At 58.9% G+C, this 23,995-nt stretch carries 35 protein-coding genes and 2 pseudogenes; 19 read left to right on the forward strand and 18 right to left on the reverse strand.

The annotated features are described in order from the left end of the window. The 4 genes from AACY08_RS06470 to AACY08_RS06480 form a co-directional block, all read left to right on the forward strand. On the forward strand, positions 1–917 hold a 917-nt coding region (locus AACY08_RS06470), incomplete at its 5' end, for an RHS repeat domain-containing protein (protein ID WP_339468679.1). Further along, positions 914–1,279: a hypothetical protein gene (locus AACY08_RS06475; protein ID WP_339468680.1), complete on the forward strand. Its 366-nt coding sequence runs from the start codon at positions 914–916 to the stop codon at positions 1,277–1,279. The genes AACY08_RS06470 and AACY08_RS06475, both read left to right, overlap by 4 nt. Beyond that, positions 1,227–1,442, forward strand: a complete 216-nt coding sequence (locus AACY08_RS30365) for an RNase A-like domain-containing protein (RefSeq protein WP_445262019.1) — start codon at positions 1,227–1,229, stop codon at positions 1,440–1,442. The genes AACY08_RS06475 and AACY08_RS30365 overlap by 53 nt, the downstream gene beginning before the upstream one ends. Then, positions 1,439–1,741, forward strand: a complete 303-nt coding sequence (locus AACY08_RS06480) for a contact-dependent growth inhibition system immunity protein (protein WP_339468681.1) — start codon at positions 1,439–1,441, stop codon at positions 1,739–1,741. The genes AACY08_RS30365 and AACY08_RS06480 overlap by 4 nt, the downstream gene beginning before the upstream one ends. A gap of 171 nt (positions 1,742–1,912) precedes the next feature. Here AACY08_RS06480 and AACY08_RS06485 read toward each other — a convergent pair whose 3' ends face one another. Both AACY08_RS06485 and AACY08_RS06490 read right to left on the reverse strand, forming a co-directional pair. After that, positions 1,913–2,500: an NUDIX domain-containing protein gene (locus tag AACY08_RS06485; protein ID WP_049712913.1), complete on the reverse strand. Its 588-nt coding sequence runs from the start codon at positions 2,498–2,500 to the stop codon at positions 1,913–1,915. An 11-nt stretch (positions 2,501–2,511) separates the two neighbouring features. Then, positions 2,512–3,369 carry an SDR family NAD(P)-dependent oxidoreductase gene (locus AACY08_RS06490; protein ID WP_339468682.1) on the reverse strand — a complete coding sequence of 286 codons (858 nt, stop codon included), beginning with the start codon at positions 3,367–3,369 and terminating at the stop codon, positions 2,512–2,514. A gap of 160 nt (positions 3,370–3,529) precedes the next feature. Between AACY08_RS06490 and AACY08_RS06495 the strand changes: the two genes are divergently transcribed. Further along, positions 3,530–4,456, forward strand: a complete 927-nt coding sequence (locus AACY08_RS06495; RefSeq protein WP_339421277.1) for an alpha/beta hydrolase — start codon at positions 3,530–3,532, stop codon at positions 4,454–4,456. 192 nt (positions 4,457–4,648) lie between these two features. Here the strand turns inward: AACY08_RS06495 and AACY08_RS06500 are convergent, their stop codons facing one another. Further along, positions 4,649–5,809 (reverse strand): alpha-hydroxy acid oxidase, encoded by a 1,161-nt coding sequence (locus AACY08_RS06500; RefSeq protein WP_339468683.1) that lies wholly within the window; start codon positions 5,807–5,809, stop codon positions 4,649–4,651. Positions 5,810–5,930: 121 nt separating this feature from the next. Here AACY08_RS06500 and AACY08_RS06505 point away from each other — a divergent pair, with 121 nt between their 5' ends. Continuing rightward, on the forward strand, positions 5,931–6,716 hold the full coding sequence (locus AACY08_RS06505) for a DeoR/GlpR family DNA-binding transcription regulator (protein ID WP_339468684.1): 786 nt from the start codon (positions 5,931–5,933) through the stop codon (positions 6,714–6,716). Positions 6,717–6,840: 124 nt separating this feature from the next. Here the strand turns inward: AACY08_RS06505 and AACY08_RS30370 are convergent. The 3 genes and pseudogenes from AACY08_RS30370 to AACY08_RS06520 all read right to left on the reverse strand — a co-directional run. Continuing rightward, a pseudogene (locus AACY08_RS30370) lies at positions 6,841–6,936 on the reverse strand (DUF72 domain-containing protein); the annotation flags it as partial. 14 nt (positions 6,937–6,950) lie between these two features. Beyond that, entirely contained in the window at positions 6,951–7,382 is a 432-nt protein-coding gene (locus tag AACY08_RS06515) for a DNA methylase (protein WP_339421269.1), read from the reverse strand. Positions 7,383–7,384: 2 nt separating this feature from the next. Further along, positions 7,385–7,609: a hypothetical protein gene (locus AACY08_RS06520; protein ID WP_339421267.1), complete on the reverse strand. Its 225-nt coding sequence runs from the start codon at positions 7,607–7,609 to the stop codon at positions 7,385–7,387. 196 nt (positions 7,610–7,805) lie between these two features. Between AACY08_RS06520 and AACY08_RS06525 the strand changes: the two genes are divergently transcribed. Both AACY08_RS06525 and AACY08_RS06530 read left to right on the forward strand, forming a co-directional pair. Continuing rightward, on the forward strand, positions 7,806–8,309 hold the full coding sequence (locus tag AACY08_RS06525; RefSeq protein WP_339421266.1) for a DUF4142 domain-containing protein: 504 nt from the start codon (positions 7,806–7,808) through the stop codon (positions 8,307–8,309). A 26-nt stretch (positions 8,310–8,335) separates the two neighbouring features. Further along, the gene (locus tag AACY08_RS06530; protein WP_339421265.1) at positions 8,336–8,896 is read left to right on the forward strand and encodes a type 1 glutamine amidotransferase domain-containing protein; all 561 of its coding nucleotides are present in this window, start codon (positions 8,336–8,338) and stop codon (positions 8,894–8,896) included. Positions 8,897–8,954: 58 nt separating this feature from the next. Here the strand turns inward: AACY08_RS06530 and AACY08_RS06535 are convergent, their stop codons facing one another. Beyond that, positions 8,955–9,161 carry a PLDc N-terminal domain-containing protein gene (locus AACY08_RS06535; RefSeq protein WP_049712903.1) on the reverse strand — a complete coding sequence of 69 codons (207 nt, stop codon included), beginning with the start codon at positions 9,159–9,161 and terminating at the stop codon, positions 8,955–8,957. 279 nt (positions 9,162–9,440) lie between these two features. Between AACY08_RS06535 and AACY08_RS06540 the strand changes: the two genes are divergently transcribed. Then, complete coding sequence (locus tag AACY08_RS06540; RefSeq protein ID WP_339468685.1) at positions 9,441–9,917, forward strand: hemerythrin domain-containing protein; 477 nt, start codon at positions 9,441–9,443, stop codon at positions 9,915–9,917. 521 nt (positions 9,918–10,438) lie between these two features. Here AACY08_RS06540 and AACY08_RS06545 read toward each other — a convergent pair. Together AACY08_RS06545 and AACY08_RS06550 are read right to left on the reverse strand one after the other, a co-directional pair. Then, positions 10,439–10,984 carry a putative natural product biosynthesis protein gene (locus AACY08_RS06545; RefSeq protein WP_339468686.1) on the reverse strand — a complete coding sequence of 182 codons (546 nt, stop codon included), beginning with the start codon at positions 10,982–10,984 and terminating at the stop codon, positions 10,439–10,441. Between the two features lie 63 nt (positions 10,985–11,047). Further along, on the reverse strand, positions 11,048–11,431 hold the full coding sequence (locus AACY08_RS06550) for a DUF2946 domain-containing protein (protein ID WP_339468687.1): 384 nt from the start codon (positions 11,429–11,431) through the stop codon (positions 11,048–11,050). 181 nt (positions 11,432–11,612) lie between these two features. Here AACY08_RS06550 and AACY08_RS06555 point away from each other — a divergent pair, with 181 nt between their 5' ends. Together AACY08_RS06555 and AACY08_RS06560 are read left to right on the forward strand one after the other, a co-directional pair. Beyond that, the gene (locus tag AACY08_RS06555; protein WP_339468688.1) at positions 11,613–12,221 is read left to right on the forward strand and encodes an SCO family protein; all 609 of its coding nucleotides are present in this window, start codon (positions 11,613–11,615) and stop codon (positions 12,219–12,221) included. Further along, positions 12,221–12,703 carry a copper chaperone PCu(A)C gene (locus tag AACY08_RS06560; RefSeq protein ID WP_339468689.1) on the forward strand — a complete coding sequence of 161 codons (483 nt, stop codon included), beginning with the start codon at positions 12,221–12,223 and terminating at the stop codon, positions 12,701–12,703. The genes AACY08_RS06555 and AACY08_RS06560 overlap by 1 nt, the downstream gene beginning before the upstream one ends. A 48-nt stretch (positions 12,704–12,751) precedes the next feature. Here AACY08_RS06560 and AACY08_RS06565 read toward each other — a convergent pair whose 3' ends face one another. Then, a complete protein-coding gene (locus tag AACY08_RS06565) occupies positions 12,752–13,081 on the reverse strand; it encodes a DHCW motif cupin fold protein (RefSeq protein WP_314569705.1) in 330 nt (109 codons plus the stop codon). A gap of 124 nt (positions 13,082–13,205) precedes the next feature. Between AACY08_RS06565 and AACY08_RS06570 the strand changes: the two genes are divergently transcribed. After that, positions 13,206–13,694 (forward strand): HIT family protein, encoded by a 489-nt coding sequence (locus tag AACY08_RS06570; RefSeq protein WP_339468690.1) that lies wholly within the window; start codon positions 13,206–13,208, stop codon positions 13,692–13,694. A gap of 112 nt (positions 13,695–13,806) precedes the next feature. Here AACY08_RS06570 and AACY08_RS06575 read toward each other — a convergent pair whose 3' ends face one another. Then, the gene (locus AACY08_RS06575) at positions 13,807–14,277 is read right to left on the reverse strand and encodes a GNAT family N-acetyltransferase (protein WP_339468691.1); all 471 of its coding nucleotides are present in this window, start codon (positions 14,275–14,277) and stop codon (positions 13,807–13,809) included. 207 nt (positions 14,278–14,484) lie between these two features. Between AACY08_RS06575 and AACY08_RS06580 the strand changes: the two genes are divergently transcribed. Together AACY08_RS06580 and AACY08_RS06585 are read left to right on the forward strand one after the other, a co-directional pair. Next, on the forward strand, positions 14,485–14,982 hold the full coding sequence (locus tag AACY08_RS06580) for a GNAT family N-acetyltransferase (RefSeq protein WP_339421324.1): 498 nt from the start codon (positions 14,485–14,487) through the stop codon (positions 14,980–14,982). Next, positions 14,979–15,404 carry a GNAT family N-acetyltransferase gene (locus AACY08_RS06585; RefSeq protein WP_339437291.1) on the forward strand — a complete coding sequence of 142 codons (426 nt, stop codon included), beginning with the start codon at positions 14,979–14,981 and terminating at the stop codon, positions 15,402–15,404. The genes AACY08_RS06580 and AACY08_RS06585 overlap by 4 nt, the downstream gene beginning before the upstream one ends. 15 nt (positions 15,405–15,419) lie before the next feature. On the opposite strand, the gene AACY08_RS06590 is transcribed toward AACY08_RS06585, so the two are convergent. After that, complete coding sequence (locus AACY08_RS06590; protein ID WP_049712798.1) at positions 15,420–15,971, reverse strand: hypothetical protein; 552 nt, start codon at positions 15,969–15,971, stop codon at positions 15,420–15,422. A 300-nt stretch (positions 15,972–16,271) separates the two neighbouring features. Between AACY08_RS06590 and AACY08_RS06595 the strand changes: the two are divergent. Beyond that, positions 16,272–16,634: pseudogene (locus AACY08_RS06595) on the forward strand (ATP-binding protein); the annotation flags it as partial. Here AACY08_RS06595 and dapF read toward each other — a convergent pair. After that, entirely contained in the window at positions 16,622–17,425 is an 804-nt protein-coding gene (gene dapF, locus AACY08_RS06600; protein WP_339468692.1) for a diaminopimelate epimerase, read from the reverse strand. The pseudogene AACY08_RS06595 and the gene dapF sit on opposite strands and share 13 nt — an antisense overlap. A 74-nt stretch (positions 17,426–17,499) precedes the next feature. On the opposite strand from dapF, the gene AACY08_RS06605 reads away from it, so the two are divergent. Next, positions 17,500–18,051: an AAA family ATPase gene (locus AACY08_RS06605; protein ID WP_339468694.1), complete on the forward strand. Its 552-nt coding sequence runs from the start codon at positions 17,500–17,502 to the stop codon at positions 18,049–18,051. Here AACY08_RS06605 and AACY08_RS06610 read toward each other — a convergent pair. Beyond that, positions 18,032–19,627, reverse strand: coding sequence for a L,D-transpeptidase family protein (locus tag AACY08_RS06610; RefSeq protein WP_339468695.1), 1,596 nt, complete (start codon positions 19,625–19,627; stop codon positions 18,032–18,034). The two genes, AACY08_RS06605 and AACY08_RS06610, sit on opposite strands and share 20 nt — an antisense overlap. Positions 19,628–19,667: 40 nt before the next feature. Between AACY08_RS06610 and AACY08_RS06615 the strand changes: the two genes are divergently transcribed. Both AACY08_RS06615 and AACY08_RS06620 read left to right on the forward strand, forming a co-directional pair. After that, positions 19,668–20,381, forward strand: coding sequence for a murein L,D-transpeptidase catalytic domain family protein (locus AACY08_RS06615; RefSeq protein WP_049712791.1), 714 nt, complete (start codon positions 19,668–19,670; stop codon positions 20,379–20,381). 32 nt (positions 20,382–20,413) lie between these two features. After that, the gene (locus tag AACY08_RS06620) at positions 20,414–21,160 is read left to right on the forward strand and encodes a creatininase family protein (protein WP_339468696.1); all 747 of its coding nucleotides are present in this window, start codon (positions 20,414–20,416) and stop codon (positions 21,158–21,160) included. A gap of 57 nt (positions 21,161–21,217) precedes the next feature. Here the strand turns inward: AACY08_RS06620 and AACY08_RS06625 are convergent, their stop codons facing one another. Beyond that, positions 21,218–21,559, reverse strand: a complete 342-nt coding sequence (locus AACY08_RS06625) for a hypothetical protein (RefSeq protein WP_339468697.1) — start codon at positions 21,557–21,559, stop codon at positions 21,218–21,220. A 34-nt stretch (positions 21,560–21,593) separates the two neighbouring features. Continuing rightward, a complete protein-coding gene (locus tag AACY08_RS06630; protein ID WP_339468698.1) occupies positions 21,594–22,229 on the reverse strand; it encodes an ATPase in 636 nt (211 codons plus the stop codon). A 131-nt stretch (positions 22,230–22,360) separates the two neighbouring features. Here AACY08_RS06630 and AACY08_RS06635 point away from each other — a divergent pair, with 131 nt between their 5' ends. Further along, positions 22,361–22,633, forward strand: coding sequence for a hypothetical protein (locus AACY08_RS06635; RefSeq protein ID WP_339468700.1), 273 nt, complete (start codon positions 22,361–22,363; stop codon positions 22,631–22,633). Here AACY08_RS06635 and yfcF read toward each other — a convergent pair. Together yfcF and AACY08_RS06645 are read right to left on the reverse strand one after the other, a co-directional pair. Beyond that, the gene (yfcF, locus tag AACY08_RS06640) at positions 22,608–23,240 is read right to left on the reverse strand and encodes a glutathione transferase (RefSeq protein ID WP_339421310.1); all 633 of its coding nucleotides are present in this window, start codon (positions 23,238–23,240) and stop codon (positions 22,608–22,610) included. The genes AACY08_RS06635 and yfcF overlap by 26 nt on opposite strands. Before the next feature lie 96 nt (positions 23,241–23,336). Beyond that, complete coding sequence (locus AACY08_RS06645) at positions 23,337–23,873, reverse strand: DUF924 family protein (protein ID WP_339468702.1); 537 nt, start codon at positions 23,871–23,873, stop codon at positions 23,337–23,339. Positions 23,874–23,995 lie beyond the last annotated feature (122 nt).

The raw sequence follows: 23,995 nt of genomic DNA on the forward strand, positions 1-23,995 counted from the left end.
TCCGCCCGTTGGCGCTGCTGGAAGGTTTCGGTCCAAAAGAAACGAAGCCCTACCATTACCAACTCGACCACCTCGGCACGCCACAAGAACTCACCGCCCCAGATGGCGAAATCATCTGGTCCGCGCATTACCGCGCCTACGGCGAAATCAGCCGCCTGGACATAGGAAAAGTCGACAACCCGCTGCGCTTCCAAGGCCAGTACTTTGACCAGGAAAGTGGGCTGCATTACAACCGCCATCGCTACTACAATCCGGATGTTGGTCGCTACCTGACGCCGGATCCGGTGAAGCTGGCGGGTGGGATCAATGCGTACCGGTACGTGCTCAACCCGACAGGATGGGTGGATCCCCTGGGATTAAGCACTTGCCCTGGTACGGATGCTTGCAAGCCGAGCGGTTCCGCTCAAAATCCTGCAAAAGGTGTTGATCACGGAGAACCAGCGTTACCGCAACTAACACATGCAGAACGACAGGTAAGAATTAATGAGCTGGCTGAGTCAAATATTCATCGGCGCTTATCGGAGCTTGAGACGTCAATTCCAGGAGCTCACTTCTTGGAAAAACATGGAGCTCAAACATCATTAGAGTCCCAATTTGTGCGGGTAACAACGGCTAGAAATCCGACCACAGGCGAAATCGAGACCTTCGACAGGGGAAGAAGAGCGGGTACACCAAGACCACCAAGTGCTGCTACGCACTTTCTTAGCCATAGAGATCAATTCAATGCAATTGAGCGAGCAACCTTAATATTAAAACTCAATGGTCGAGCCGAGGCCCAAAAACCCATAAACATGGGAAAAATTATCGGAGAAGGCTATAAAAGAGACGGGCTAGAATATGGAAAACAAACCAAGGCAGTCGTGTACTTCAATGAAGATGGAAAACCAATCACAGCCTACACGGAGTTTGACAGATGAAAAAGAAACCAAGCCTCGCCATATTGAAAGGTCTTTTATTCACTTACAGCACAGAAAACACTAAAAACTTAGAGCGCGAAGAAATCATAGCTTCAAAAAATGTCAATAATACAGCTGAGCTTTCAGAGCTTTTCGATATTTTAACCAAACCGGATTTCCTATTATACAGAAAGGATGAGCAAACATGGTTTATAGAAACCATTGAACACTACCTGTCAAAAAAGGAAAACTTCGAATCTGTCTTTTATCTACTCGACACATATTTCGAAGATAACATCACCAACAAGAGAGCGTTTATGGAAGTACTACTTGAACGCCTTAAAGATTACAGCAACGAGGCGGGAGCAAAAAATCAAGAATAACAATCAAATCGTCATCGCTCAAAAAACCAAATATCCCGTAGGCACCAGCATTAAAAAGGACAGTACGAGAGCGGTTTCGGGAAAGGAAATTTACCTAATAATCCGCAGAGACCATAACATGCATACTGGCTGCCGAATTCATACTGGATTTCCAAACCCATGAATCAAGACCACCCTGAACTACAACAATTTCTTGCTGGCTACTTCAATCAAGACTGGGTTGATGACCACAAAAAAGCGGACGATGTTATTGAATTTTTCATCTCCGAATCATCTGAAGATACGCTATTAGAAGTACAAGAAGAACTAGGTAAGCTGATGCGCAGTGGAAAGACAGAGCAAGAGCTTGAAGATTACTTATTCAGCGATATTGGTTGCTACTACTATTACCGCAGCGAGTGGCCCGACGGAATAACTTGGTTGAGACACGTTGTATCAATCCTTAAAAAGGGAAAAACCTAAACCACGCTCAAGAAAGCGAGACCCACTCCTGTGGCGAGCGAGCTTGCTCGCGTTGGGCCGCGCAGCGGCCCCAATCCAGGCAATGGGTTTTTCAGTTAAATCGGCAGTGTCTATTTTTAGGGCTGCTTAGCAGCCCAGCGCAGGGCAAGCCTGCTCACTACAAAAGCTGACTCACCACCCTTCTTTCAACATCCGCAATTCCAGATGCTGCAACAGCATGATGGTCTTCCCGTCCGCAATCTCCCCGCTTTGCACCATTGCCAGTGCTTGCTCAAAGCCCAGTTCCAGCACCTCTATATCCTCGCCCTCTTCTTCCAGCCCGCCGCCGCTGCCAACCCGATCCCCCGGTTGATATTCACCGATGAAAAAGTGAATCCGCTCCGTCACCGAGCCCGGGCTCATGAACGCCGCATAAACCTTCTCCACATGCCCCACGCGATAACCGGTTTCTTCTTCCGCTTCCAGGCGAATACGTTCTTCGGGACTGGCATTGTCGAGCAACCCCGCCGCCGCTTCGATCAGGTATCCGTGGTAATCATTGACGAACGTCGGCATCCGAAACTGGCGAATCAACAACACGGTGCGCCGCTCGCGGTTGTACAGCAGGATGGTCGCGCCATTGCCGCGGTCGTATACCTCGCGGGTCTGGGCTTGCCAGCTGCCGTCGCGGCGGCGCAGGTCGAAGCTGTATTTTTTCAGCAGGTACCAGTTTTCCGAGAGTGTCTCTTCTGCGGTGATGCGAACGGGGCTGTTATCCATGATCGGTTTTCTCAAGAAAGTGTCTGCGTTTGTTTGATGCGACCCCAGGCGGCAGCGACTTCTTCTGCGCTTCGGGCTTTGATTCGGGCCAAATCACGGGGGTATTCCACACCGGGATTTTCCGTAAAGCGCGTGGCGGTGAATTGCCCGTTGCTGGCGCGCAGAATGTAACCCGTGTCGTCGCACTGCGTTGATGCAAGGAACACAACCCCCGGCGTCACCCACTCCGGCTTGAGTTCATCCGGTTCTTCGGTCACGCCCCACATGCGCGTCTTGGCGACCGGCGAGATCGCATTGACTCTGATCCCCGCATCAAAGCCTTCATGGCTCAACGCGTTCATCATCCCCAGTTGCGCCATCTTGCCTGCGCTGTAGGCCACCAGGCCGGTCTGTTCATATTGCGCATACATGGCGCGGTCGGAGGTGCTGAGAATGATGCGCGGCGCAGATGAACGCAGCAGATGCGGCCAGGCGTGCTTGCACAACCAGAGTGGTGCGTAGAGGTTGATATCCATGGCACGTTGCAGGAACGCAACGTCGAGGTCGGCGATGTTCTGGTAACCCACCCAGCCCGCGTTGTGAATCAGGATATCGAGTTGGCCGAATGCCTCGATGGCGAACGCAACCAGTTGTTGGCAGCCCTCGTCCGTGGACAAGTCACCGCCGTGGCCGATAACAGTCAAGCCTTCGGCCTGCAAGGCCTCTGCCGCCGACTGCACCACCGAGGCATCGCTGCCTGAGCCGGCGTTGTCGGCGCCGATATCGCTGATCACCACTCGCGCGCCGCCTTGGGCCAGTGCCCGTGCATAGCTGAGTCCCAACCCGCGTGCGCCGCCAGTGACGATTGCGGTTTTGCCTGTGAAATCCATGTGCTTGCTCTCCTGTTCGGCCCCACCCTAACAATCCCTGCACGCATTGTTCAATGCTGTAACACTTTGCAAGCAATCCGCGTGGACGGCTGTCGAATTAATTCCTGCCTGTGTGGGCCATCTGGTAAAAACCCTGCTTCACCTTTTCTCTGGAAGCTTCATGCCCTCTCGTTTTTTCTCGCGCCTGAGCCTGCGCTGGTTTCCGCTGTTGTGCATGGCGTTGTTGATCGTAGGCCTGCCGGTGGGGTGCACCGTGCTGCAGCACAAGGAACGCGAACTGGTGTTTCGCATCGAGCCAGGTACCGCCAGCTGGTACAGCGGCTTACCTAAGGCCGTGCAGGAGTTCGAACTCAAACCCGCCAGTTTCAAATCGGGGCAGAACATACATGGCTGGTGGTACCCGGCGGACAAGAAGGACGCACCCGCGATCCTCTACCTGCACGGCGTACGCTGGAACCTCACCGGGCAACTGTTTCGCATCGAGCAATTGCACGCCCTGGGCTACTCGGTGCTGGCCATCGACTACCGCGGTTTCGGCCAGAGCCACGGCGAGCTTCCGTCAGAAACCAGCGTGTATGAAGACGCTCGAATTGCCTGGGAACGCTTCCAGGTGCTGCAACCTGACCCCAGCAAACGCCTGATCTACGGGCACTCCCTGGGCGGCGCGGTGGCCATCGATCTGGCCGCCGAGTTAGGCAAACAAACACCACTGCCAGTTCGCGGCTTGGTGATTGAATCCACCTTTACCTCGCTGGCAGATGTAGCCACGGCGGTGGCCAATAGTTCGTTGCCGGTGCGCTGGCTGCTGTCGCAGAAATTCGACTCCATCGACAAGATTGCCGATATCCATATGCCGTTGCTGGTGGTGCATGGCCTAGACGACCGCTACGTGCCGCCGCGTTTCAGCCAACAATTGTTTGAAGCCGCCCAGGAACCCAAACGGCTGTTATTGGTACCCGGCGCCAGCCATAACAACAGCATGAGCCTGGGCGGTCGCAGTTATGGCCAGGCGTTGGACAAACTGATGCAAGCGAAGATGCCACCCCAGGTTGTCACGCACGCCACAGGCCGCAACGGCGAGTCTTGAAAACACATTCCGGCACTGGATTCGCGCTTGCCTGTCAAGCGCAAACCCAGCCCATGCTGGGCCAAGTCAGAAGTTGATCAAATATTGATCTTGGCTTAAATCGCCAACCCTGTCGGGGCTTCGCAAAGTTATCCACAGAGATACCCACGGTTTTCGTGGACAACTCTTTTCATATTTTTACGTTTTTTTTGCTCAATAAAAGTTTTCTGGAAATGTGCCGGGCAACAAAATCTCGCGATTCACATCGCGTATATCGTTATACCCACACAGCGCCATCGACACGTCCAACTCACGGGCGATGATTTCAAGTGCCTTGGTCACGCCCGCCTCGCCCATCGCACCCAGGCCATACAAATGCGGCCGACCGATCATGGTGCCCTTTGCACCCAACGCCATCGCCTTAAGCACGTCTTGGCCAGAACGAATGCCGCCGTCGAGCCACACTTCAATACGCTCCCCCACCGCCTCCACGATTGCCGGCAGTTGGCTGATGCTCGACGGCGCGCCATCCAGCTGGCGACCGCCGTGATTGCTCACCACCAGTGCATCGGCGCCGGAATTCGCGGCCAGGCGCGCATCTTCTACATCGAGAATGCCCTTGATGATCAACTTGCCGCCCCAGCACTTCTTGATCCACTCCACATCGTCCCAGCTCAGGCGCGGGTCGAATTGCTGGGCCGTCCAGGAAGACAGTGAACTCATGTCCGCCACACCTTTCACATGCCCGACGATATTGCCGAAACCACGGCGCTTGGTGCCCAGCATGCCCATCACCCAACGCGGCTTGGTGGCCATGTTGAGGATATTCGGCAGGGTCAGCTTGGGCGGTGCCGAGAGGCCGTTGATCAAGTCCTTGTGGCGTTGCCCGAGGATCTGCAGGTCGAGGGTCAGCACCAACGCATCCACGCCGGCAGCCTTGGCGCGTTCGATCAAGTGTTCGATAAAAGCGCGATCGCGCATCACATACAACTGGAACCAGAACGGCTGGCCGACGTGTTCAGCGATGTCTTCCAGGGAGCAGATACTCATGGTCGACAAGGTGTAGCGCAGGCCAAACGCGGCAGCCGCGCGGGCGGTCAGGATCTCGCCATCGGCATGCTGCATGCCGGCCAATCCGGTCGGCGCCAGCGCCACCGGCATGGCCATGTCCTGGCCGATCATGCTGGCACGGATCGAGCGCTCGTCGATATTGCGCGCCACCCGCTGGCGGAATTTGATGCTGGCAAAATCGCTTTCATTCGCCCGGTAGGTGCTCTCAGTCCAGGAGCCGGAGTCGGCGTAGTCGTAGAACATCCGTGGGACACGTTTTTGCGCGAGCTTGCGTAAATCTTCGATGGTTGTAATCAACGACATCTAAGTCACCTCTCCCTGAACTGAACACTGAGAGTAACCGCCCATCGGCTGCTCAACCAGCCATTGCGTTTATATCGGCAGACGCATAATCTTGCATAAACACGCAAAATGACGCAAAAACATGCACGACACTCATCACGCCATTGACCTGCCTTCTTTGCGCAAACAGAAGATCCTGTTGTTGCTGGAACGCGACGGCAAAGTCACCGCCTCGGAATTGGTGGACCACTTTGCCGTATCCCAAGACACCATCCGCCGGGACCTCGGCGAACTCGCCGCCGCCGGTCTGTTGCAACGCGTGCACGGCGGCGCCCTGCCTCGGCCCAAGGACACTGGCAAAGACTTTTTCACCCGCGTTGGCGAAACCAACGAGGCCAAGCGCCGCCTCGCCCGACTGGCGGCCGACCGCGTGCAAGATGGCCAGATCGTGCTGTTCGATTCCGGGTCCACAACGCTGCAGATCGCGCAGTCATTGCCCCGCTCCATTCGCCTGACCGTGGTCACAACGTCGCCCTTGATCGCCATCGCATTGGCCGACCACCCCGATGTAAAAGTGATCCTCACCGGTGGCCAACTCAACCCCGCGACGCTCTCCACCAACGGCCACGAAACTGTGCGCCTTATCCAAAGCATAAAGGCCGACCTGCTGTTTACCGGGGTGTGCGCGCTGCATCCGCAAGTGGGCATCAGCTCGCTGCACTTTGATGAAGTGGCGGTCAAGCAAGCCTTGCTCGACAGCGCCTCCCATGTAGTGGCGGTGACCATGGCGGACAAGCTCGGTGCGGTGGAGCCCTTTGTGGTGGCGCCCTGCAGCCGCATTCATACGCTGATTACCGAATGGCATGTGCCGAGTGTGGAGGCGTATGAGCAGTTAGGCTTGGAAGTGTTGCGGGTAGAGGTCGAGTAGGGACAAGGCGTCGGGCAAGGCTCCGGTTTCAATCACAGCAGGATCAGCGGCAACCCTGCCAATTTCAAAATCCTGCAACATTACCTCAGCTGCGAGCCAGGTAGCGTAACGCGGCTCAAGCACCCGCATTGAAGCGTGACGCATAGCGCTGCAAATGGGTGCCCTCGACCACAAATGCCGGCCAATGCTCACGCGGTAAACTCCAGCCCGCGCATCCCACAAAAAGCGACGTGGTTAAAACAGCACCGGCGCCGCATCACGCATGAAAATCTCGATGGTTTTAGGTCCTACGCCGTCGAATTCCCCGAGGCGCTTTTCAAACGCCTGGCGGTCTTTACTGGCACTGCGCATCTGGGTGAGCTTGCCAGCGTACTCGGCATTCAGCTTGGCACTGAGGTCCAGCAAGCGCTGCGCGGTGGTTTCGTCGTAACGCACGTAGTGAGCACGCCCTAACATGACGACCAATTCCCGTGAAGTGCAGTGCTGCAACTTGCGTGCAGTGTCGCGACCTTGTTCTTCAACGATCACCTTGTAGGCCTGCGCAGCGATTGGCGCCTGAATCCGCTTGCCCATCAAGAAGCTGGCGATAAACCATTTGAACAGGCTCGCGTCATCGTCAGGCTTGAGCTCGATGCCCAACTCAGACGCGGTAATCGCCCGAGCCATGGCTAGTGCCCCAACTTGCGCTCGGCTTTGTCGGCCTGCTCGTTAATCGCATCGGTCTGGCGCTCAGTCTCTTTGATCGAAGTCGGTGTCAGCACTTTATCGACGGTTTCGGTCTTGGGGTTCGGACGGTCCAGGGTCTGCCCCTTGGATGGCTGTTCAATGCCTTTCTGCACGTTTTCCGAGCTGATCGGGTCTGGGGTTTTGTCAGCGTTTTTGTGATCGGTCATGGTCAATCTCCTGGCAGTTTCAGCCCGCAAAAATCCGCGGGCACCTAAGCAGCAGAGGCCACTGAATTTCGATAGTTCAAGAATTCAACCGGGCACGGCCACTGGCGAAATAAGCGCGAATTAAATTAAACCTTTTGCACAGCCACCCCCTCAACACTCAGGTAACGGCATCACGCCACCTTTAAGGAGCCACACCATGACTACTCAGTTAATGAAACAAATGGGCCTGACCTTCGTACTGGTTGCAGGCTCAATTTCGACCGCCATGGCGGCAACGTCCAATAGCTTTGTCGACAATGCGGCCGAAGGTGGCATCACCGAAATCGAAGCGGGCAAGCTGGCCCTGCAAAAGAGCAGTTCGGCTGATGTGAAGACCTTTGCCCAACACATGGTGACTGAACACACCAAGGCGAATCAGGAACTGGCGACCCTGGCTAAAAAGCTCGACATCGAAGTACCGGATGATGCTGCCCTGACGGATAAGGCTAAGAAAGCCATCCTGGAAATGCGCGACGAATCGTTTGACGAGGCCTACGCCAACAATCAGGTCGCCGCCCATGAAAAAACCGTCGAGCTGTTCAAGAAAGAATCCATGTCTTCGGACAATGCCGAGTTGAAGGCCTTCGCCACCAAGACTCTGCCAACCCTTGAAGCTCACCTGAAGGCCGCCAAGGATCTGCAAGCCAAATACGCCAAGTAACCCCACGACTCAGGAGGCACTCGAACATGAGCTCGCAACTCAACGGCAAGAACATCCTCATCATCACCTCCAACACGGGTATCGAACGCGACGAACTGCTTAAGCCCCTGGAAGCGCTGCGCGGTTTTGGCGCTACGGTGACCCATGGATCCAGTGAGGGCGGCACCACCCAGACGTTTGTCGGCGACACCGAAAAGGACCGCACCGTAGAGTCGGACGCCAAGCTGTCCGAACTGTCCGGGGCGGACTTCGATGCCCTGGTAATCCCCGGTGGCACCGTCAATGCCGACACCTTGCGCCAGGATGCAGCTGCCTTAACGTTGATCAACGAATTCGTCACGGCGGGTAAAACCGTGGCGGCGATCTGCCACGGACCATGGGCTCTGATCGATGCGGGCGTGATCGAGGGCAAGACCCTGACCTCGTATAAGAGTGTGCGCACCGACTTGGTCAATGCCGGCGCGGCGGATTGGGTCGATGCCGAGACCAAGACGTGCACAGCCAATGGCTGGACGCTGATTACCTCGCGCACGCCGGACGACTTGCCGGCGTTCAACGACACGATTGCCAAGGCTGTCGCAGGCTGAACAGGTGGCTTTGAACGCAAACAGGCGCCCAGTGGGCGCCTGTTTTTTTACCTCTGTTTTAGCCTCGATGCTGCTCGGGCATCTCACGTTTTGGCCCGAACATTGCCCATGCAATCAACCCAAACAGCGGCACAAAGATCAGGATTATCAGCCACAACCCCTTAGTCTCCCAGCCACTCGTGCTGCGCAACACAACGTTAATCGCCCACAGTTCTGCGAGCAGCAAAATCACGGCCAAACCGATCCAGATATATTCTAATTGCATGAGTCACCTCCTGAGGTCTTGTGCATTAGGTCAAGCATCGGCGCTGAGGGTTCATTTAAATTACCTGCAACGGCTAATACGCCCGCCATTCATGGTGGAATGCAACCCTCCACGCAGGCAACCATGCAAGCTGCACGACAACCGGCCCGTTATCTAGCCGCTAACCGCATGATTTATTTAAATATTCAGAAAAGGCTCAGCTTGGTACACCTGATGCAATGTCTCCTCAAGACGAGGCGTGCAATTCGACACGCCTGATTCTCCCGTGAGGTGTCACCCATGAATGCCATTGACCTGCTTAAAGCCGACCACGAACGCGTGAAGGCCCTGTTGACTCAATTGAGTGAGTCAACCGAACGCGGGGTTAAAAAGCGCACTGAGCTACTGGCCAAGCTGGAAGCAGAAATCAGCCTGCACACCAAGCTGGAAGAAGAGATTCTGTACCCGGCTTTCAGAAAGGCCGGTGGCAAGGAACAGGACATCATGTACCACGAAGCCAAGGAAGAGCATCGCACCGTCGACTCGCTGGTGCTGCCTGACTTGAAGCAGACTGAGCCTTCGACAACAGAGTTTTCCGGCCGCGTCAAAGTGGTCAAGGAGTTGCTGGAGCACCATATCGAAGAAGAGGAAACCGAGATGTTCCCCCAGGCTAAAAAACTGCTGGGTAAGGCGCTGCTGGAAGAGTTGGGCGCTGAAATGGAAGCCATGAAGGCCGCGCATAAAAAGGCGCAGTCGGCCAAGCCAATGGCGGCTTGATCGGAGCATGACCGAAGCCTGGACGTGATCCAGGCTTCGGGGCTGTTTCTGGATGTACCCACCCGATAGGGGATTGCGTCATGCAGACCAGATCGTCCCAACGGATTTTTCTTATCGTCGGCCTCTCAGCCTTGCTCGCCGGCCCCGCCCTCGCCGCCTTTGGTGATAACCCCGAGCCTGCCGCTAACGCCTTGACTGGCGACAGAGACGCCGGTTCCGCCCTGCCGCCTGGGACCTACCCCAGCAGCCCCTCAGACAGCGACAAAAAAACCAAAGCCACCGACAGACCGCCGAGCAAGCGGGCTAAGCCCGCCGATAGCCATAGAGACAGCCAGGAAGCACCCCGCACAGGCAGTTGACGGTTCATCCGTGACCGGTGACGGGTGCTTGGAGTGAAGCGGAAAAGGCTCGACCATAGGCGACTCCTTACCGGCGGACGACGCTCACACCCGACCTCCTTGATCGGCATCGCGCCTTGATGCAGATCAAGGCGGAGCTGTTGGGAGGCGCTCGGCAGCCGCTCAAGGCACCGGCAACCACCCACTGAAGTCACACGACGCTTTCAGCGGGCTCCAGGCAAAATCCCAGGGTGGCGGTGGCAGCGCCGGGTGCTCGGTCCCGGTACGCTGAGCGTGTTTCCAATCGAAAACCCGCGACGACTGCCAGGCCAGGACCACACCCTGGGCCTGGCTTTCGTCCGTATTGACCCAGCCCGCGGCCGCCGCCGCCATGAACGCCTCGATCGGCTCATCATCGATCTGCGCCCCATAGACCGAGCCCAGCAGCCAGCGGCAGACATTCAAGTGGTAGGTCCAATCCAGCGGCGGCCGGTTGCGATAGGCCCAGGTCATGAAGCTGCGAAACAGGTTGAGGCCCTCGGGCGGGTCGAGTTTGAGCAGCGCCGGGCAGATATCGAACAGGGTGTGCCAATAGGGCAAAAGGCGCGCATCCAGATGCACGAAGTTACGCGAATTACTGGGGTATTCAGGCGGAACAGGTGCCGCGCGCAGGCGACGGGACGCCTTGCTGACCAGGCGGCTGGCGCCTGCGGGCAGTAGGAGGTTCATGAAACGCACTCACAGTCATGACGATGGAACGCCTCCTGGTTTCAGGAGGCCCCGGGGCGGACGTCAGAATGCAGGTGAAGCGCGGGGGTTCGCCGAGGGCCAGGAATAACGCGGCGGCGCCTTGTTGCGTCGTTCATGGGTCGGACGTGGCGTTCGTCCCAGGCCTAACAGCCAGGCCAGCCCGACCAGAAACACCAGCGCAAGCGTCAACGCATTGCAAACTGGGCAAGCAAAGTAGTTCGAGATGTTGCTGGAAGACGGGCTGCCCAACCCTTTGTCTGAAACTGGCGCCTGGCTGCCATCCACCGAACAGAACGCCCCGCCGACGCCATTGAGTGTCTGGCCCGTCATCTGTCCATGAGCCAAACCGCAGACGAACAGGTTCATCAGCACGCAAAAGTACAGGGCCCAGGCGATCAGTGAACGGTCGGGGTGGGTCAATTTCATGGCGGCGACTCTACCACCAGAGCCACAAAAGGATGAAGCACGGCACGCCCCTGTGACAGAACGTCGCAGATTACGTGTCGCCGCCAGGGTTGGTAGACTTGGCGCCCTCCTCCTTTACTCCTTTTCAAAGCCTGATGTGTAGATCCAGAGCAATGCAGGCGTTTCACAGGACGCACCGTCGATGAGTACGCTATTCACCCGCCGCAAAGTGCTGACCGGCATGGGCCTTCTGGGCCTGGGCAGCCTGCTGGGCGGCTGTGACTACAGCCCCAAGCTGAACTTCAAGTACGGCAAGGACTTGAGCGACAAGATCATGGGTCGCACCTTCAAGCTCAAGAACACCGCCGGCGAAACCGTCACCCTCAGTTCGTATCGTGGCCTGATGCCGGTGGTGTTCTTTGGTTTCACCCAGTGCCCGGCCGTGTGCCCGACCACCCTGGCGCGTGCCGCCCAGGCCAAGAAGCTGATGGGCCGCGACGGCGAAATCATGCAGGTGGTGTTTATCACCCTGGACCCGGAACGCGACACCCCCGAGATTCTCGACAAGTACGTCAAGGCCTTCGATCCCAGCTTCGAAGCGCTGTATGGCACCCCGGAAGAAATCGCCGTGGCCGCCAAGGAATTCGGCATCTTTTATGAAAAGATCCCCGCCGGCGACACCTACACCCTGTCCCACACCGCCACCAGCTTCGTGTTCGATACCCGTGGCAACCTGCGCCTGGGCCTGCGGGCATCCCTTACCGCTAAAGAGTGCGCAGAAGACCTGCTCACCGTCATGGAGGTCTGCTAATGACTGCCGTTCAACACCTCAAACGCCTGACGTTCGGCCTGACCCTGCTCGGCCTCGCAGCGCACGCCAGCGCCCAGGTGCAAGTGACCGACGCCTGGGTGCGCGCCACCGTGCCGGGCCAGCCTTCCAGCGGTGCGTTCATGACCGTCACGGCCGACAGCGACAGCCAACTGCTGAGCGTGGCCTCGCCCGGGGCCAAGGACGTGCAGATCCATGAAATGAGCATGAAGGACGACGTGATGCGCATGGGCCCGGTGGATTCGGTGGCACTGCCTGCCGGCAAAGCCGTGACCTTCGACCCCAACGGTTACCACGTGATGCTGATGGGCCTGACCGGCCAGATCAAGGAAGGCGACCAGGTGCCGCTGACCCTCACCGTGCAAAATGCCAAGGGTGAAAAGCAGACTGTCGACGTCAACGCCAAGGCGCGTGGGCTGGATGGCATGGACCATGGCCATATGGACCACAGCAAGATGCATTGATGGAAGACCGTAGGCGCGAGCCTGCTCGCGCCTAAGGAGAATGACGGTTTAGTCCACGATAAACAGCTTCGCCCCGACGCCCGTCGATGAGCGATGCCCTTCCATGTCATTGCCCACCTGGTAACTCATTCCAGCTGTCAGTGTGAACTGGCGGCCATCTTCCAGCTCCGTGTGCAACTCGCCTTCAAGGCACAACAGCACATGCCCGCGCCAGCACCAGTGATCCGCCAGGTAGCCGGGCGTGTACTCGACCATGCGCACCCGAGTGGTACCAAAGTGACAGGTGCGCCACAAGGCGCTGCCGGTGACGCCAGGGTGGATACTGGGTTCGAGGGTGGACCAATCGGTGGTGCCAAAGGGGACGGCGGTGAGATCCATGGTGGGCTCGGTGGTGGTTGAAAGCCTTTGAGGCTATTCACCTGGTGCCGCGTGCGATAGACACAGATCGACCGCATTTGTGGGATACAGGTATTCTGCCGGTCCTGCTCCCATGGATACGCTTATGCAGATCGACCCTGCCTTCGTCCTCCACCAAACCGAACACTGGCGCCTCAACCATCACGTGGCTTCCGCATTGCCGGGGTACCTGATGCTGGGTGCCAAAGCGCCAATCCACTCCCTGGCGGAGATGCCGGAAGCGGCACTGGCCGAGTTGGGCGGTTTGCTTGCGAAGATCCAACGGGTGATGGAGGCGCAGTTCAAGCCGAAATGGCTGTACATCAGCCGCTATGGGCACATGCCGGGATTCCCGCTGCATTTTCATTTCATCCCGGTGTACGACTGGGTGGAGGACGCGTTTTGGCGGGATGAGCGATATCGGGTTCTGCAGGGTTTTGGCGCGCAGCCTCCCGCGCGGGCCCTGACCGACGGGGCCGAACTGACGCTGTTTGTGTGGCGCGAATTTGGCGAGAGCACTACGCCGCCGCAGGTCCAGGGGGAATCAATCTACCCAGTGATTGCGCGGTTGCGCACGGCTTTTCGGTCGATGTGATGAACATTGGCGCTGTCGAGCTCCGGCGCGGCTGCGAAGGCGGCAGCATTCCCAACATTTTCGTCGCCTGACTCACCGGCAAACCAGCCCCCACATCGGGAACCGTGCTCAGTCAGGCGCTCAGCCGTTTTGTCATCGGGATGCACACTAACGCTAACCCCGAGGGCGAGTGGTAAATCGCCTGCTTGTCCCCCACGTAGCCGCAGGCTCGATAGAACGTCGCTGCGTTCAACGTCGCATCCAGCACCACGGTTTCAATCTCCAGCTCGCGCGCCACGCTCTCAAGGTGATTGAGCATCGCCTTGCCATACCCACGCCCGGTGAATTCGGGCAGTACAAACAGCGCGCCCACTTCGTTGTTGTCCAAGTCGAGCATTCCAGTGGCTACCGCCTGACCGTTTACCTGCCCCAGGTAAAACAGTTTATCCATCAGCACGCCGTAGCCATCCTCGGCCTTTCCCCTCGTCCACAGCATCATTTGCTCGCGCGTGTAAGCGCCGATGCACTGGCTGCAGATGGCCTGCAAACGGATGTCGAACGCCACCTGCGCATCCTCCGGGGTAGCCCGTTTTATCTCCAGCACTTCACTCTCCCTCCATAATCCGCCGTCTTCGCAGCCTCGCTAAAGCTCGACAGCTCCCACATTTTGATCGTCGAACTGTACAGGCGATGCAGTCCCCTGTGGGAGCCGTCGAGCTTTAGCGAGGCCGCGAAGGCGGCAGCATGACTGGCAGTGATCTTGCCTGATGCCTATGATGTGGCCTTTCGCTCAACACCCCCTGGACACCCCATGCCCGCACTCACTTTCCGCAACGCCCTCCCCGCTGACGCCCCGCGTTGCTTCGAGATCGAAACCACCGCCTACGAAGGCGACGAAGCCGCCACCCTGGGAAAAATCGCCACGCGCATTGCGCAGTATCCGCAGGGCTTTCTGATTCTGGAAGCCGATGGCGAGGTGGTAGGTTTTATCAACTGCGGCTGCGCTCATAACGTGGTGATGTCGGACGAGGCATTCAAGGAGTTGGTGGGGCATTCGGCCGAGGCGCCGAATGTGGTGATCATGTCGGTGGTGGTCGACCCGGCGCATCAGGGCAAGGGGTATTCCACGGCGTTGATGACCGAGTTTGTGCAGCGCATGCGCGGGATGGGCAAGCAGACGATTCACTTGATGTGCAAGGAGCGGCACGTGCCGCTGTACGAGCGCATGGGCTATCGCTATGTGCGCCCTTCGCCGTCGGATCACGGTGGGATGGCGTGGCATGAAATGGAAATGGCGCTCCAGGGATGAACGCACCGCGTATTGAAGTCAGCGACCAACCCAACCCCGACGCAGAGCGCATCTTGGGCCATGGCCTCGCTGCCTTCAACGAAGCCATCACCGGCTACAACGATCGCCGCTTGCTCACGGTGCTGATCAAGGACCCCGACACCCAGCAAATCCTCGGCGGCATCACCGGCAAGACCACCTTGGGCATGGCCTTCCTCGACCTGTTCCACCTGCCCGATTCGCTGCGCGGCACAGGGCTCGGCAGCCAGTTGCTGCAAGCCTTCGAAGATGAGGCCCGGCGCCGGGGTTGTGCTAACGCGATGCTATATACCCTGAGTTTCCAGGCGCCGGGGTTTTACGAGAAGCATGGCTGGGTGCGGTTCGGCGAGATACCGTGCGAACCGCAGGGCAGCAGCCGGGTGTTTCTGTCTAAGGTGTTGTGACGCGCACCGGCGGGGTTATTCTTCCTCACCCGGCAACGGAAAAATCACTTCCTGGGTGTCCAGGTTCCGGATGCTCGAATAGGTGCGGTATTCAGTGCTGTAGTTCGGCCCCACAGGCCCGATACCTTTGGTGCTGGCCGTCAGGCGATAGGTCACCACGTAACGCTGGCCGGCTTTGAAGTCGACGTCGTCCGCGCCTTTGTTGCAGAACGCGCCACCAGTGCCCAGGGCGTTCATCGACACGTTGCACCAGCGCAGCGAGTGCTTGCCCGGCGTGAGTTTGAGGGCTTGCTCACCGCTGACGTCGAGGATCGAGCGACGTCCTGCCCCGGGCAGCGGTTGACCATCTACTTCGACGGCCAATACCAGGCGGTGGAACGGCACGCCCAGCTCGCGCTCGCGCCAGGTGTCGAAGTACACGAGCACCGCGTCCGGCGCGTTGTTGGACAGGTCGACCGGGTGAAGTTTTTCCGGGGCCCAGTCGCCCTGGTAGTTTTTGTAGTGGTAGTCGGAACAGGCGCCGAGCAGTGGGAGAGTCAATACGGCAGCGAGTTTCAGCAGTTTCATCGGGAGGACTGTCCTTGTGAGCGATGAGATCCTATCGACATCATCGCGAATATCTTGAGGTGAATGCCACTGGCGATTAGCGGCAGCCACTACCAGCTTCCGCAAGCGCCGCCGCTGGAACCACCGGCGCCGGAGGAGCTGCTGCTCGAGCTACTGCCGGAGCTGGAGCTGCTGGCACTCGAGTGTGAACCGCCGTCCGAGCTTGACCCGATCCCGCCGTGGGCCTTGCCAAAGATGAACAGCGCCGCGCACTGTTTGCCGAGCAAATGGTGGCGATCGTCAGCCATGACTTGCCCCCCTCACCCCGAAGGCAGCGCCGAAGCCAGCCTGAGCGCCGATCGCGTGCAGCAGATCATCGGCAACCGGGTGGCCAACAGCGTGGCCTATGGCGACCTGCAACAGCCGATCACGGTAACGTCGCGGCTGGGCGATGGCGCTTGCGAAGTGTCAGTACACGATTATGTTTCGGCGATTCCCGACGTGTTGCTGGCCGGGCTGTTCGAGCCGATGCCCCATGGCACCGACCAAGGCAGCGATGTACGCAGTGTGGGCCTTGGCCTGCATAGCGTGCGCAAGTTGGCCAAGGTACACGCCGGGGATGTGGCGGTGAGTTCCTGTGCCACACTCGGCACCACGTTTACCGTGGAGTTTCAGGGCACGTAGACGCTGCCCTGCATGACCGGCTCCACACTGCCCGTCAGCACCACACCGCCCTCGCCTGCCCAGTGCACGGTCACCGTGCCGCCGTCGCATTGCACCTGCACCGTGGCATCCAGCAACCCACGTCGAATCCCGTTGACCACCGCCCCACAGCAGCACGAGCCGGAACCCAACGGCACGCCACCGCCGCGCTCCCAGATACGCAGGCGGATATGGCCCCGGTCGAGCACCTGCACGAAATGCACATTGGTCTTGGCCGGGAACAGCGGGTGATTTTCCAGCGTCGGGCCCAGGGCAGCTACGTCGATAACAGCAATGTCTTCCACGAAAAACGTGCAATGGGGGTTACCCATGCTGCACGCCGCCGGGTTGCCTTCCAGAGGCAAGGTGCGTGTGTCCATGGCTTCAGCCAGCGGCACTGCCGACCACTCCAGCGAAGGTTCGCCCATGTTCACTGACACTTGCCGCCCCGGCGCACGCGCGCAGGTCAGCAGGCCCCGGTCAGTGCGCAGCACCACCGAATCCGTGCCGGCCTCATGCATCAAACGGTCGGCCACACCACGGGTGGCGCTGCCACAGGTCGCCAATGGCGTGCCGTTGGGGTTCCAGAATTTGATGCGTGCGGCGGCGTCTTCACAGTCGAGCAGCACGGCCAGTTGGTTGAAGCCGATTCCGGTGTGGCGGTTACCCAACTGGCGGGCGATTTTCGGGGTGATCGGATCGTCGAGGCCACGGCGGTCAACGATCATGAAATCGTCGCCGTGGGCGTGCATTTTTACGAACTGCAAAGGCATCGGCTGTCCAGTGGTCGACCTGCGGGGAGAGTGAAGGATACTCTGAACGGGCCCAACCCCATCGAGAGCAACGCATGTTAATTGTCTTCAGCGGACTGCCCGGCACCGGCAAAACCACGATTGCCCAGGCATTGGCGCGCCAGATCGGCGCGGTGTACCTGCGCATCGACGTGATTGAACAGGCGATCCGCGAGGCGGGTGTGTTGTCGAGCGATGTGGGCACCAGCGGCTATGGCGTGGCGAATGCGCTGGCGTTGAGCAATCTACGCTTGGGTCACACCGTGGTGGCCGACTGCGTGAACCCGGTCGAGGAAAGTCGGGAGGCGTGGAAGACCGTGGCGGCAACGGCAGAGCGGGCGTTGCTGGATGTCAGGGTGATTTGCTCAGACAGGCTGGAACATCAACGGCGGGTAGAAGCCCGTGCGGGGGACATTGCCGGCCTGGTGCCTCCAACCTGGGCGTCGGTTCTGGTGCATGAGTACGAAGATTGGAATGAAGCACCGCTGACGGTCGACACCGCCTTCATGACACCAGATCAGGCAACTGCAATGATTTTGACAAGTCTCACTTCTATTGCAGAAGAGGTCTTTGTAGTGAGCGGGCCCCTCAGAGCACACTCCCCATAGCCTTTATCAACACCAGGTCCCGCGCATAAATATCCGGCGCGTATACCAACCCACCCTGGCGGTCGACCTCGACCGTCCAGTAGCCCAACAGCACCGGCACCGGTGTGGCCAACCTGAACTCATGGGTCACGCCGGTCGCCAGCAGCTCATCCGTGCGGGCGCGTTCGGCCGGGCTTACCAATAAATCCCTGAGCACCAACGGTTGCTCGACCCGCACACAGCCCGAGCTGAACGCCCGCGGCCCTTTGGTAAACAGTGGCTGGCTGGGCGTGTCATGCAGGTACACCGAAAACGGGTTGGTAAAGCGCATCACAATCTTGCCCAGCGGGTTGCGCGGGCCGGCTTCCTGGCGCAGCAGGATATTGCCGGGGCGTGCCCAATCAATTTGCTCCGGTGCCAGCGGGTGGCCTTCAGCGTCGAGCACTTGCAGGTTTTGCTGGCGCAGGTATTCGGGGTTGAGGCGGATGGCCGGGAGCTTGTCCTCGCGCATGATGGTGGGCGGGATGGTCCAGGTGGGGTTGAGCGTCAGCCGCGTGATGCGCGATTTGAGCAGTGGCGTCTGACGTTCGGCGCGACCCACTTGCAGGCGGGTTTGCCACACCGGGATGCCGCTCTGGTACACGCTCAGTTGCGCGGCGGCGACGTTGACAAGCACGCCTTCAGGTTCCAGGTCCTGGGACAGCCAGCGGAAGCGTTCAAGGTTGATGCGCAGTTGTTCGCGACGGATCGCCGGGCTGATATTCAGTTCAGCCAAGGTGCCGGCGCCGATCACGCCGTCAGCCTGCAACGAATGGCTAAGCTGGAAGGCCTTGACCGCCTTGACCAGCTCGTCGTTGTACTGCTTGCCGCTGGAGGCGTTGGCCAGGTAGCCGCCACTGATCAGGCGTCGCGCCAGTTCCGGCACGCGTGGGTCTTCCATGCCGGGGCGCAAGAGTGGGCCGCTGGCGACCGGGTCCCAATGGGGCAACGGCTGCTGGCGCACAGTGGCATAGGCGTTACGCAGGCTGCGGTAGAGGTCCGCGCTGGGGCGAGCCTGGTCAAACGCCTGGGCCATGTCTTGCAGGCCGGTGGCGGCAAAGGCCAGCACTTCGATGTTGGGATCGCGGGTGGGCGGTTGGGAATGCCACAACGGTTCGAAGCGCGATTGCTGCAGGCGCCCGTAGTGCAGATCCTGCAGCGCTTGCAGGTAGCTTTGACTGATACTGATATCGCTGCACAGCACATTGGCCGTGGCGTGCGCCGAAGGCAAGCTATAGTGGGTGGGGTTCAGGCCGTCATCGGCGAGCATTTGCAGTTGGGTGTGCAAGGCTTGGCGGCGATCTTCGGCGGACCACAACGGCGCATTGCCCTCTTGTTGGTAGAAGGCTTGCAGGCGCAGTTGGCCGACGGCATCGATCTGCGCCGCCAGGCCTGGGCAGACACTGAGCAGTTGCGCCAACGCCTGCTGCACGGGCGCCAGATCGACCGGCGCCGGCGTGGTCACCGGCAACGGCTCAACCGGTAGCGCGTCGGCTGTCGCGACCAATGGTGCAACGAGCAGGCAAATGCTCAAGTAACATGCGTGTTTTTTGAACAATTGTCTTAGCTCCAATCCACAGCGGGGGAATGTACTGTAGATGTTGAATTTTCTTTGCCGCCTCGGCCTGATCGCCATGCCCTTGGTTACGTTGAGCAATTTTGCGCTCGCCGCCAATGGGATTCCTCCTTCCTTGTATAGCAGCCTGGCGCGATCGGCTCCAGAACTCAATCCCACAGTCTTGAAAAGCGCCCTGAACGCGGTGCAGTGCGCGGTTAATAACGGCGAAGAACGTTCCGATCGCCTGGCCGTTATTGATTACTCCCAGCCCTCGACCGCCCGTCGGCTGTGGATCTTCGATTTGCGCAAGAAGACCCTAGTGCTGCGCGACCTGGTGGCCCATGGCGCCAAATCCGGGGAGAACTTCGCCACGCAGTTCTCCAACCTTGAGGGCAGCCATCAATCCAGTCTGGGCCTGTTCCGCACCCAGGAGAGCTACCTGGGCACCCACGGTTACTCACTGCGCATGGATGGCCTGGAGCCGGGCTTCAATGACCAGGCCCGCGACCGCGCCATCGTCATTCATGCCGCCGACTACGTGAGCCCGTTGTGGAGCAAGCGCGAAGGCCGTATCGGCCGCAGCCAGGGTTGCCCGGCCGTGCGCCCGCAGGTGGCGCGCCAGGTGGTGGATAAACTCAAGGATGGGCAGTTCATGTTTTCGTGGTACCCCGACCAGCGCTGGTTGAAGTCTTCGACGTACCTCAATTGCAAACCCCAACAGGTGGCGAGTAGTCGTACAATCCGTGGCGGATAGCCTGTCCCCATAGATAAAAAAGTGAGCGTCGAATGCTTCTACACCAATCCACCTGGATCGAGATCGGGCAGTTTCTGGAGCGCAGCCGCACGGTGGTGATCCCCATCGGTTCCAACGAGCAGCACGGCCCCACCGGCCTGCTCGGTACCGACTGGATGTGCCCGGAAATCATCGCCCATGAGGCGCAAAAGAATGCCGACATCCTCATCGGCCCGACCTTCAATATCGGCATGGCCCAGCACCACCTGGGCTTCCCCGGTACCATTTCGCTGCGCCCTTGCACCTTCATGGCCGCAATTGGCGACTGGGTGCGTTCGCTGGCCGGGCATGGTTTCGAGAAGATCCTGTTCCTGAACGGCCATGGCGGCAATATCGCCACGATTGAAGCGGCGTTTTCCGAGCTGTACGCCGAAGCGAGCTTTGCCCGCCGCCCGGCCGGTTTTGCGTTGAAACTGGTGAACTGGTGGGACCTGGAAGGCGTGAGTGAACTGGCTCAGCGCCAATTTCCAGTGGGCCATGGCAGCCATGCCACGCCATCGGAGATCGCGGTGACGCAGTGGGCGTACCCGGACGCGATCAAGACTGCCGACTACTCGCCACAAATCGCCAACACCGGGCCGATCCGCGAAGCGCTGGACTTCCGCGCGCGTTTCCCAGATGGGCGCATGGGCTCGGACCCAGCGCTGGCGACGGTAGAGAAAGGGGGGGAATTGGTGGCGCTGGCGGCTCAAGGGCTGATCAAGACGGTCAACAACTTCAGCAACGAAGCCAAACCTTAAGCCCTACACACATCCAACTGTGGGCGCTGGCTCGCCAGCACCTACAGGGATCGTGTGTTACTTACATTCCTGTGCAGCCAGCTCCAACCGCGACGGCGTAATCGTCGACGCCAGCGGCTTGCGTCCATACAAGAACACCTTGGCGCCCTCCTGGGACTTGTAGGCTTCCAGTACATCGTCAGCGGCAATCTTACTGGTCAACAACACCCTGGCGTGGCGCGAGCCCTGTGTCACGGTGGCGGTAATCCCGTGCTTTTCCAGCTTGGGCAACACACATTGCACATAAGCCTCGGGGGTCTTGCTGGTTTGCAGGGTCAGCGTTGGTGCGTTGGGAGCAGAAACACAACCGGCCAGCAACAGGGAAGCAAAGGCCAAGCCCGGGGCGAAAGAAAAGCGCATGAAAAATTCCTGCCTATAAAAATAATGGTTCACATCAACCCGCACGGACTAATGCCTTGAGCGACGCATCGAACTGCTTCAAGGCATCCAGTTGCACATCGCGCTGCCGCTCGATCTGCGCGGCAATCTCTGGCGCGGCCTTGTCACGTACCCACACCGATGGCACCTGCTTGTGCACCGAACCTTCGGCCTTGGCGATGTAGTGCAGGTTCGCGTCATAGAACCGCGCAATAAAACGCGCCTCGACCTGGTCATTACGCTGGGTCAACAGTTGGTTATGGGTATCGAGCATCACGACCACATCGGGGTGAGCCTGCACCAGGGCATCCAGGTTGTCGTAGACAGTCACCGACAAAAAACTGCCTTGCAGCGAGTTCATCAACCAATCAATGGCCAATTCCGGGTCGGAACTGTTGACGAACGCCTGGCGGATACGCACGTCGAGGGCATCCTTGGCGCCATTCAAGGCCATGTCGTGATAGCGTTCAAGGTAGCTGAGGTTGTCGCGGGTGGTATCGCTCAACAACACACCTACCGATTGCGTGTGCCGCAGGGAGTCTACGCTAATGACGACAGGTAGCAAATGGCTATCATCGGCGAGTGCGACGTTGTTCACGGCGACCGCGCCAAGCATCAGCATCATTAAAACAAGCTGAATAAATGTCCTCATCACGCATTTCCTTGAACAGCGTCTCGATGGGGGGATTTTCCGCTTTTCCTGCAAAAACAGAACTTGCGATCCGTGATGGTGACTATTATCTGAACCGATAGTGCACTGATAAAACCTATAAGGACCACGCCATGAAGCCCCACCAGAAAACCTTCGACCGCATCCGCGAAGCCGTCCTGCCGGAGTTTCGCGAGCGGGTCGCCGATTACCTGGCCGACTATGAAAACGTACTGCAGGATGACGCGGCGGATGCTGGACAAGTCACGGCCAGCGCCCAGCAACTACGCGGTTACCTGCGTGGTTTGAATACCACGCGGGTACTGGGCATGGCCGACTGGGAAGACCTCGACCGCCGCGTCTTGCACATCACTGAACGCTCTACAGTGCAGGGCGTTGTTGATTGACCCACGCCTGTACGGATGGCCGCTGCCACTGGCGCTGCGCGTAATCCACCAGTTCGGCGGGCACGCTGTCGCCGTTGAGGATCAGGCGGTTGAGCATTACCGCCAGGTCTACGTCCGCAATCGACCACTCGCCGAACAGGTACGCCGGGTTACCTGCCAACAGCGTTTGTGCCGCACTGATCAACTTCGCAGCGCCAGCTTCAGCCACGGATGAAAGGGGTGGCATTTTCTGCCCATAGAACACCACCATCGTCGAACGCTCCTGGCGAATCGGCAGCAAATCGCTGCGCAGCCACGCCTGCACCTGCCGCGCCCTCGCCCGCTGCTTGGGGTCGGCCGGGTATACCGGCGTTTCGGGGTAAGCCTGTTCAAGGTACTCAGTGATCGCCGAAGACTCCGACAGCGCAAAATCACCCTCTACCAAGGTCGGCACGCGCTGGGTCAGCGACAGTTGGGCGAAGTCGGCTGTCTGATTCTGCGCCGCGTCCAGGTCGAGGGTGAGCGTATCGAACGCCAGGCCCTTTTCCTTCAAGGCTACGAACACCGACATCGCGTAAGGGCTGGTGTACACGTGATCAACATACAGGCGCAACGGACGCTGGCTCATAACGGCTCTCCTTGAATGGAACTCCACGCTACGAGATGTACGACGAGAAAGACAATGCGCTGTTTTTATGGGGGCATTCCTCGGCGGAATACCGGGCTAACCAGCAAACCCGCCCCTGTCCAGAAATGCACGTTCCTCATACGTAGTCTGCCGGGCCAACACCTCATTACGATGGGGAAAGCGCCCGAAGCGCTGAATAATCTCAGCGTGTTCCTTGGCCCAATGGTAGGTGCTGGCGTCCAGTTGCTGGTTCAGGATCAGAGAGCGCTGCTGATCCGCCGGGTCCTCCGAATGTTCGAACGGCAGATAGCAGAACGCACGCAACGCCGGGTCGATCTGCTGGTCCAGCCCAGCGTCCACCATGCGCTCGGCATACAACCGCGCCAGCGGGTCGGTGGCGAACATGTGCGCGGTGCCACGAAAGGTATTGCGTGGGTATTGGTCGAGCAGGATCAGCAGCGCCAGCGCGCCCTGGGCCGAGTCCAGCCAGCTTTCCAGTTCGCGGCGGGCGGCTTGCAGGTGGGCGGCATGGAAGGTGTCGCGGAACGTGGCGTCGAAGGCGTCGTCCTTGGCGAACCAGCGTTTGGGGCCGGCCTGTTTCCAGAAGTCGATGACGGATTGTGGGGTAGTCATGGTGAGGGGCCTACACAGCGATTTCGCTGAAGGTACCAGAATCCATAGGACGCCAAGGATCAATGTGGGAGCAACGAATCGCGGCAACGCGCAGATTAATGTTATAAGATAACGCCAAATTT

This window comes from Pseudomonas sp. EL_65y_Pfl1_R83 (assembly GCF_963970695.1).
Classification (GTDB): Bacteria; Pseudomonadota; Gammaproteobacteria; order Pseudomonadales; family Pseudomonadaceae; genus Aquipseudomonas; species Aquipseudomonas tritici.

What these genes read in the sequence shown, in the direction of transcription:
- AACY08_RS06625 (WP_339468697.1), bottom strand. Translation starts at nt 21,559, where the DNA reads ATGCGCTTTTCTTTCGCCCCGGGCTTGGCCTTTGCTTCCCTGTTGCTG.
- AACY08_RS06560 (WP_339468689.1), top strand. Translation starts at nt 12,221, where the DNA reads ATGACTGCCGTTCAACACCTCAAACGCCTGACGTTCGGCCTGACCCTG.
- yfcF (WP_339421310.1), bottom strand. Translation starts at nt 23,240, where the DNA reads ATGAGCCAGCGTCCGTTGCGCCTGTATGTTGATCACGTGTACACCAGC.
- AACY08_RS06500 (WP_339468683.1), bottom strand. Translation starts at nt 5,809, where the DNA reads ATGTCGTTGATTACAACCATCGAAGATTTACGCAAGCTCGCGCAAAAA.
- AACY08_RS06540 (WP_339468685.1), top strand. Translation starts at nt 9,441, where the DNA reads ATGAATGCCATTGACCTGCTTAAAGCCGACCACGAACGCGTGAAGGCC.
- AACY08_RS06530 (WP_339421265.1), top strand. Translation starts at nt 8,336, where the DNA reads ATGAGCTCGCAACTCAACGGCAAGAACATCCTCATCATCACCTCCAAC.
- AACY08_RS06545 (WP_339468686.1), bottom strand. Translation starts at nt 10,984, where the DNA reads ATGAACCTCCTACTGCCCGCAGGCGCCAGCCGCCTGGTCAGCAAGGCG.
- AACY08_RS06535 (WP_049712903.1), bottom strand. Translation starts at nt 9,161, where the DNA reads ATGCAATTAGAATATATCTGGATCGGTTTGGCCGTGATTTTGCTGCTC.
- AACY08_RS06475 (WP_339468680.1), top strand. Translation starts at nt 914, where the DNA reads ATGAAAAAGAAACCAAGCCTCGCCATATTGAAAGGTCTTTTATTCACT.
- AACY08_RS06620 (WP_339468696.1), top strand. Translation starts at nt 20,414, where the DNA reads ATGCTTCTACACCAATCCACCTGGATCGAGATCGGGCAGTTTCTGGAG.
- AACY08_RS06630 (WP_339468698.1), bottom strand. Translation starts at nt 22,229, where the DNA reads ATGAGGACATTTATTCAGCTTGTTTTAATGATGCTGATGCTTGGCGCG.
- AACY08_RS06520 (WP_339421267.1), bottom strand. Translation starts at nt 7,609, where the DNA reads ATGACCGATCACAAAAACGCTGACAAAACCCCAGACCCGATCAGCTCG.
- dapF (WP_339468692.1), bottom strand. Translation starts at nt 17,425, where the DNA reads ATGCCTTTGCAGTTCGTAAAAATGCACGCCCACGGCGACGATTTCATG.
- AACY08_RS06605 (WP_339468694.1), top strand. Translation starts at nt 17,500, where the DNA reads ATGTTAATTGTCTTCAGCGGACTGCCCGGCACCGGCAAAACCACGATT.
- AACY08_RS06585 (WP_339437291.1), top strand. Translation starts at nt 14,979, where the DNA reads ATGAACGCACCGCGTATTGAAGTCAGCGACCAACCCAACCCCGACGCA.
- AACY08_RS06515 (WP_339421269.1), bottom strand. Translation starts at nt 7,382, where the DNA reads ATGGCTCGGGCGATTACCGCGTCTGAGTTGGGCATCGAGCTCAAGCCT.
- AACY08_RS06565 (WP_314569705.1), bottom strand. Translation starts at nt 13,081, where the DNA reads ATGGATCTCACCGCCGTCCCCTTTGGCACCACCGATTGGTCCACCCTC.
- AACY08_RS06505 (WP_339468684.1), top strand. Translation starts at nt 5,931, where the DNA reads ATGCACGACACTCATCACGCCATTGACCTGCCTTCTTTGCGCAAACAG.
- AACY08_RS06490 (WP_339468682.1), bottom strand. Translation starts at nt 3,369, where the DNA reads ATGGATTTCACAGGCAAAACCGCAATCGTCACTGGCGGCGCACGCGGG.
- AACY08_RS06580 (WP_339421324.1), top strand. Translation starts at nt 14,485, where the DNA reads ATGCCCGCACTCACTTTCCGCAACGCCCTCCCCGCTGACGCCCCGCGT.
- AACY08_RS06485 (WP_049712913.1), bottom strand. Translation starts at nt 2,500, where the DNA reads ATGGATAACAGCCCCGTTCGCATCACCGCAGAAGAGACACTCTCGGAA.
- AACY08_RS06615 (WP_049712791.1), top strand. Translation starts at nt 19,668, where the DNA reads ATGTTGAATTTTCTTTGCCGCCTCGGCCTGATCGCCATGCCCTTGGTT.
- AACY08_RS06555 (WP_339468688.1), top strand. Translation starts at nt 11,613, where the DNA reads ATGAGTACGCTATTCACCCGCCGCAAAGTGCTGACCGGCATGGGCCTT.
- AACY08_RS06495 (WP_339421277.1), top strand. Translation starts at nt 3,530, where the DNA reads ATGCCCTCTCGTTTTTTCTCGCGCCTGAGCCTGCGCTGGTTTCCGCTG.
- AACY08_RS06590 (WP_049712798.1), bottom strand. Translation starts at nt 15,971, where the DNA reads ATGAAACTGCTGAAACTCGCTGCCGTATTGACTCTCCCACTGCTCGGC.
- AACY08_RS06480 (WP_339468681.1), top strand. Translation starts at nt 1,439, where the DNA reads ATGAATCAAGACCACCCTGAACTACAACAATTTCTTGCTGGCTACTTC.
- AACY08_RS06635 (WP_339468700.1), top strand. Translation starts at nt 22,361, where the DNA reads ATGAAGCCCCACCAGAAAACCTTCGACCGCATCCGCGAAGCCGTCCTG.
- AACY08_RS06550 (WP_339468687.1), bottom strand. Translation starts at nt 11,431, where the DNA reads ATGAAATTGACCCACCCCGACCGTTCACTGATCGCCTGGGCCCTGTAC.
- AACY08_RS06525 (WP_339421266.1), top strand. Translation starts at nt 7,806, where the DNA reads ATGACTACTCAGTTAATGAAACAAATGGGCCTGACCTTCGTACTGGTT.
- AACY08_RS06570 (WP_339468690.1), top strand. Translation starts at nt 13,206, where the DNA reads ATGCAGATCGACCCTGCCTTCGTCCTCCACCAAACCGAACACTGGCGC.
- AACY08_RS06645 (WP_339468702.1), bottom strand. Translation starts at nt 23,873, where the DNA reads ATGACTACCCCACAATCCGTCATCGACTTCTGGAAACAGGCCGGCCCC.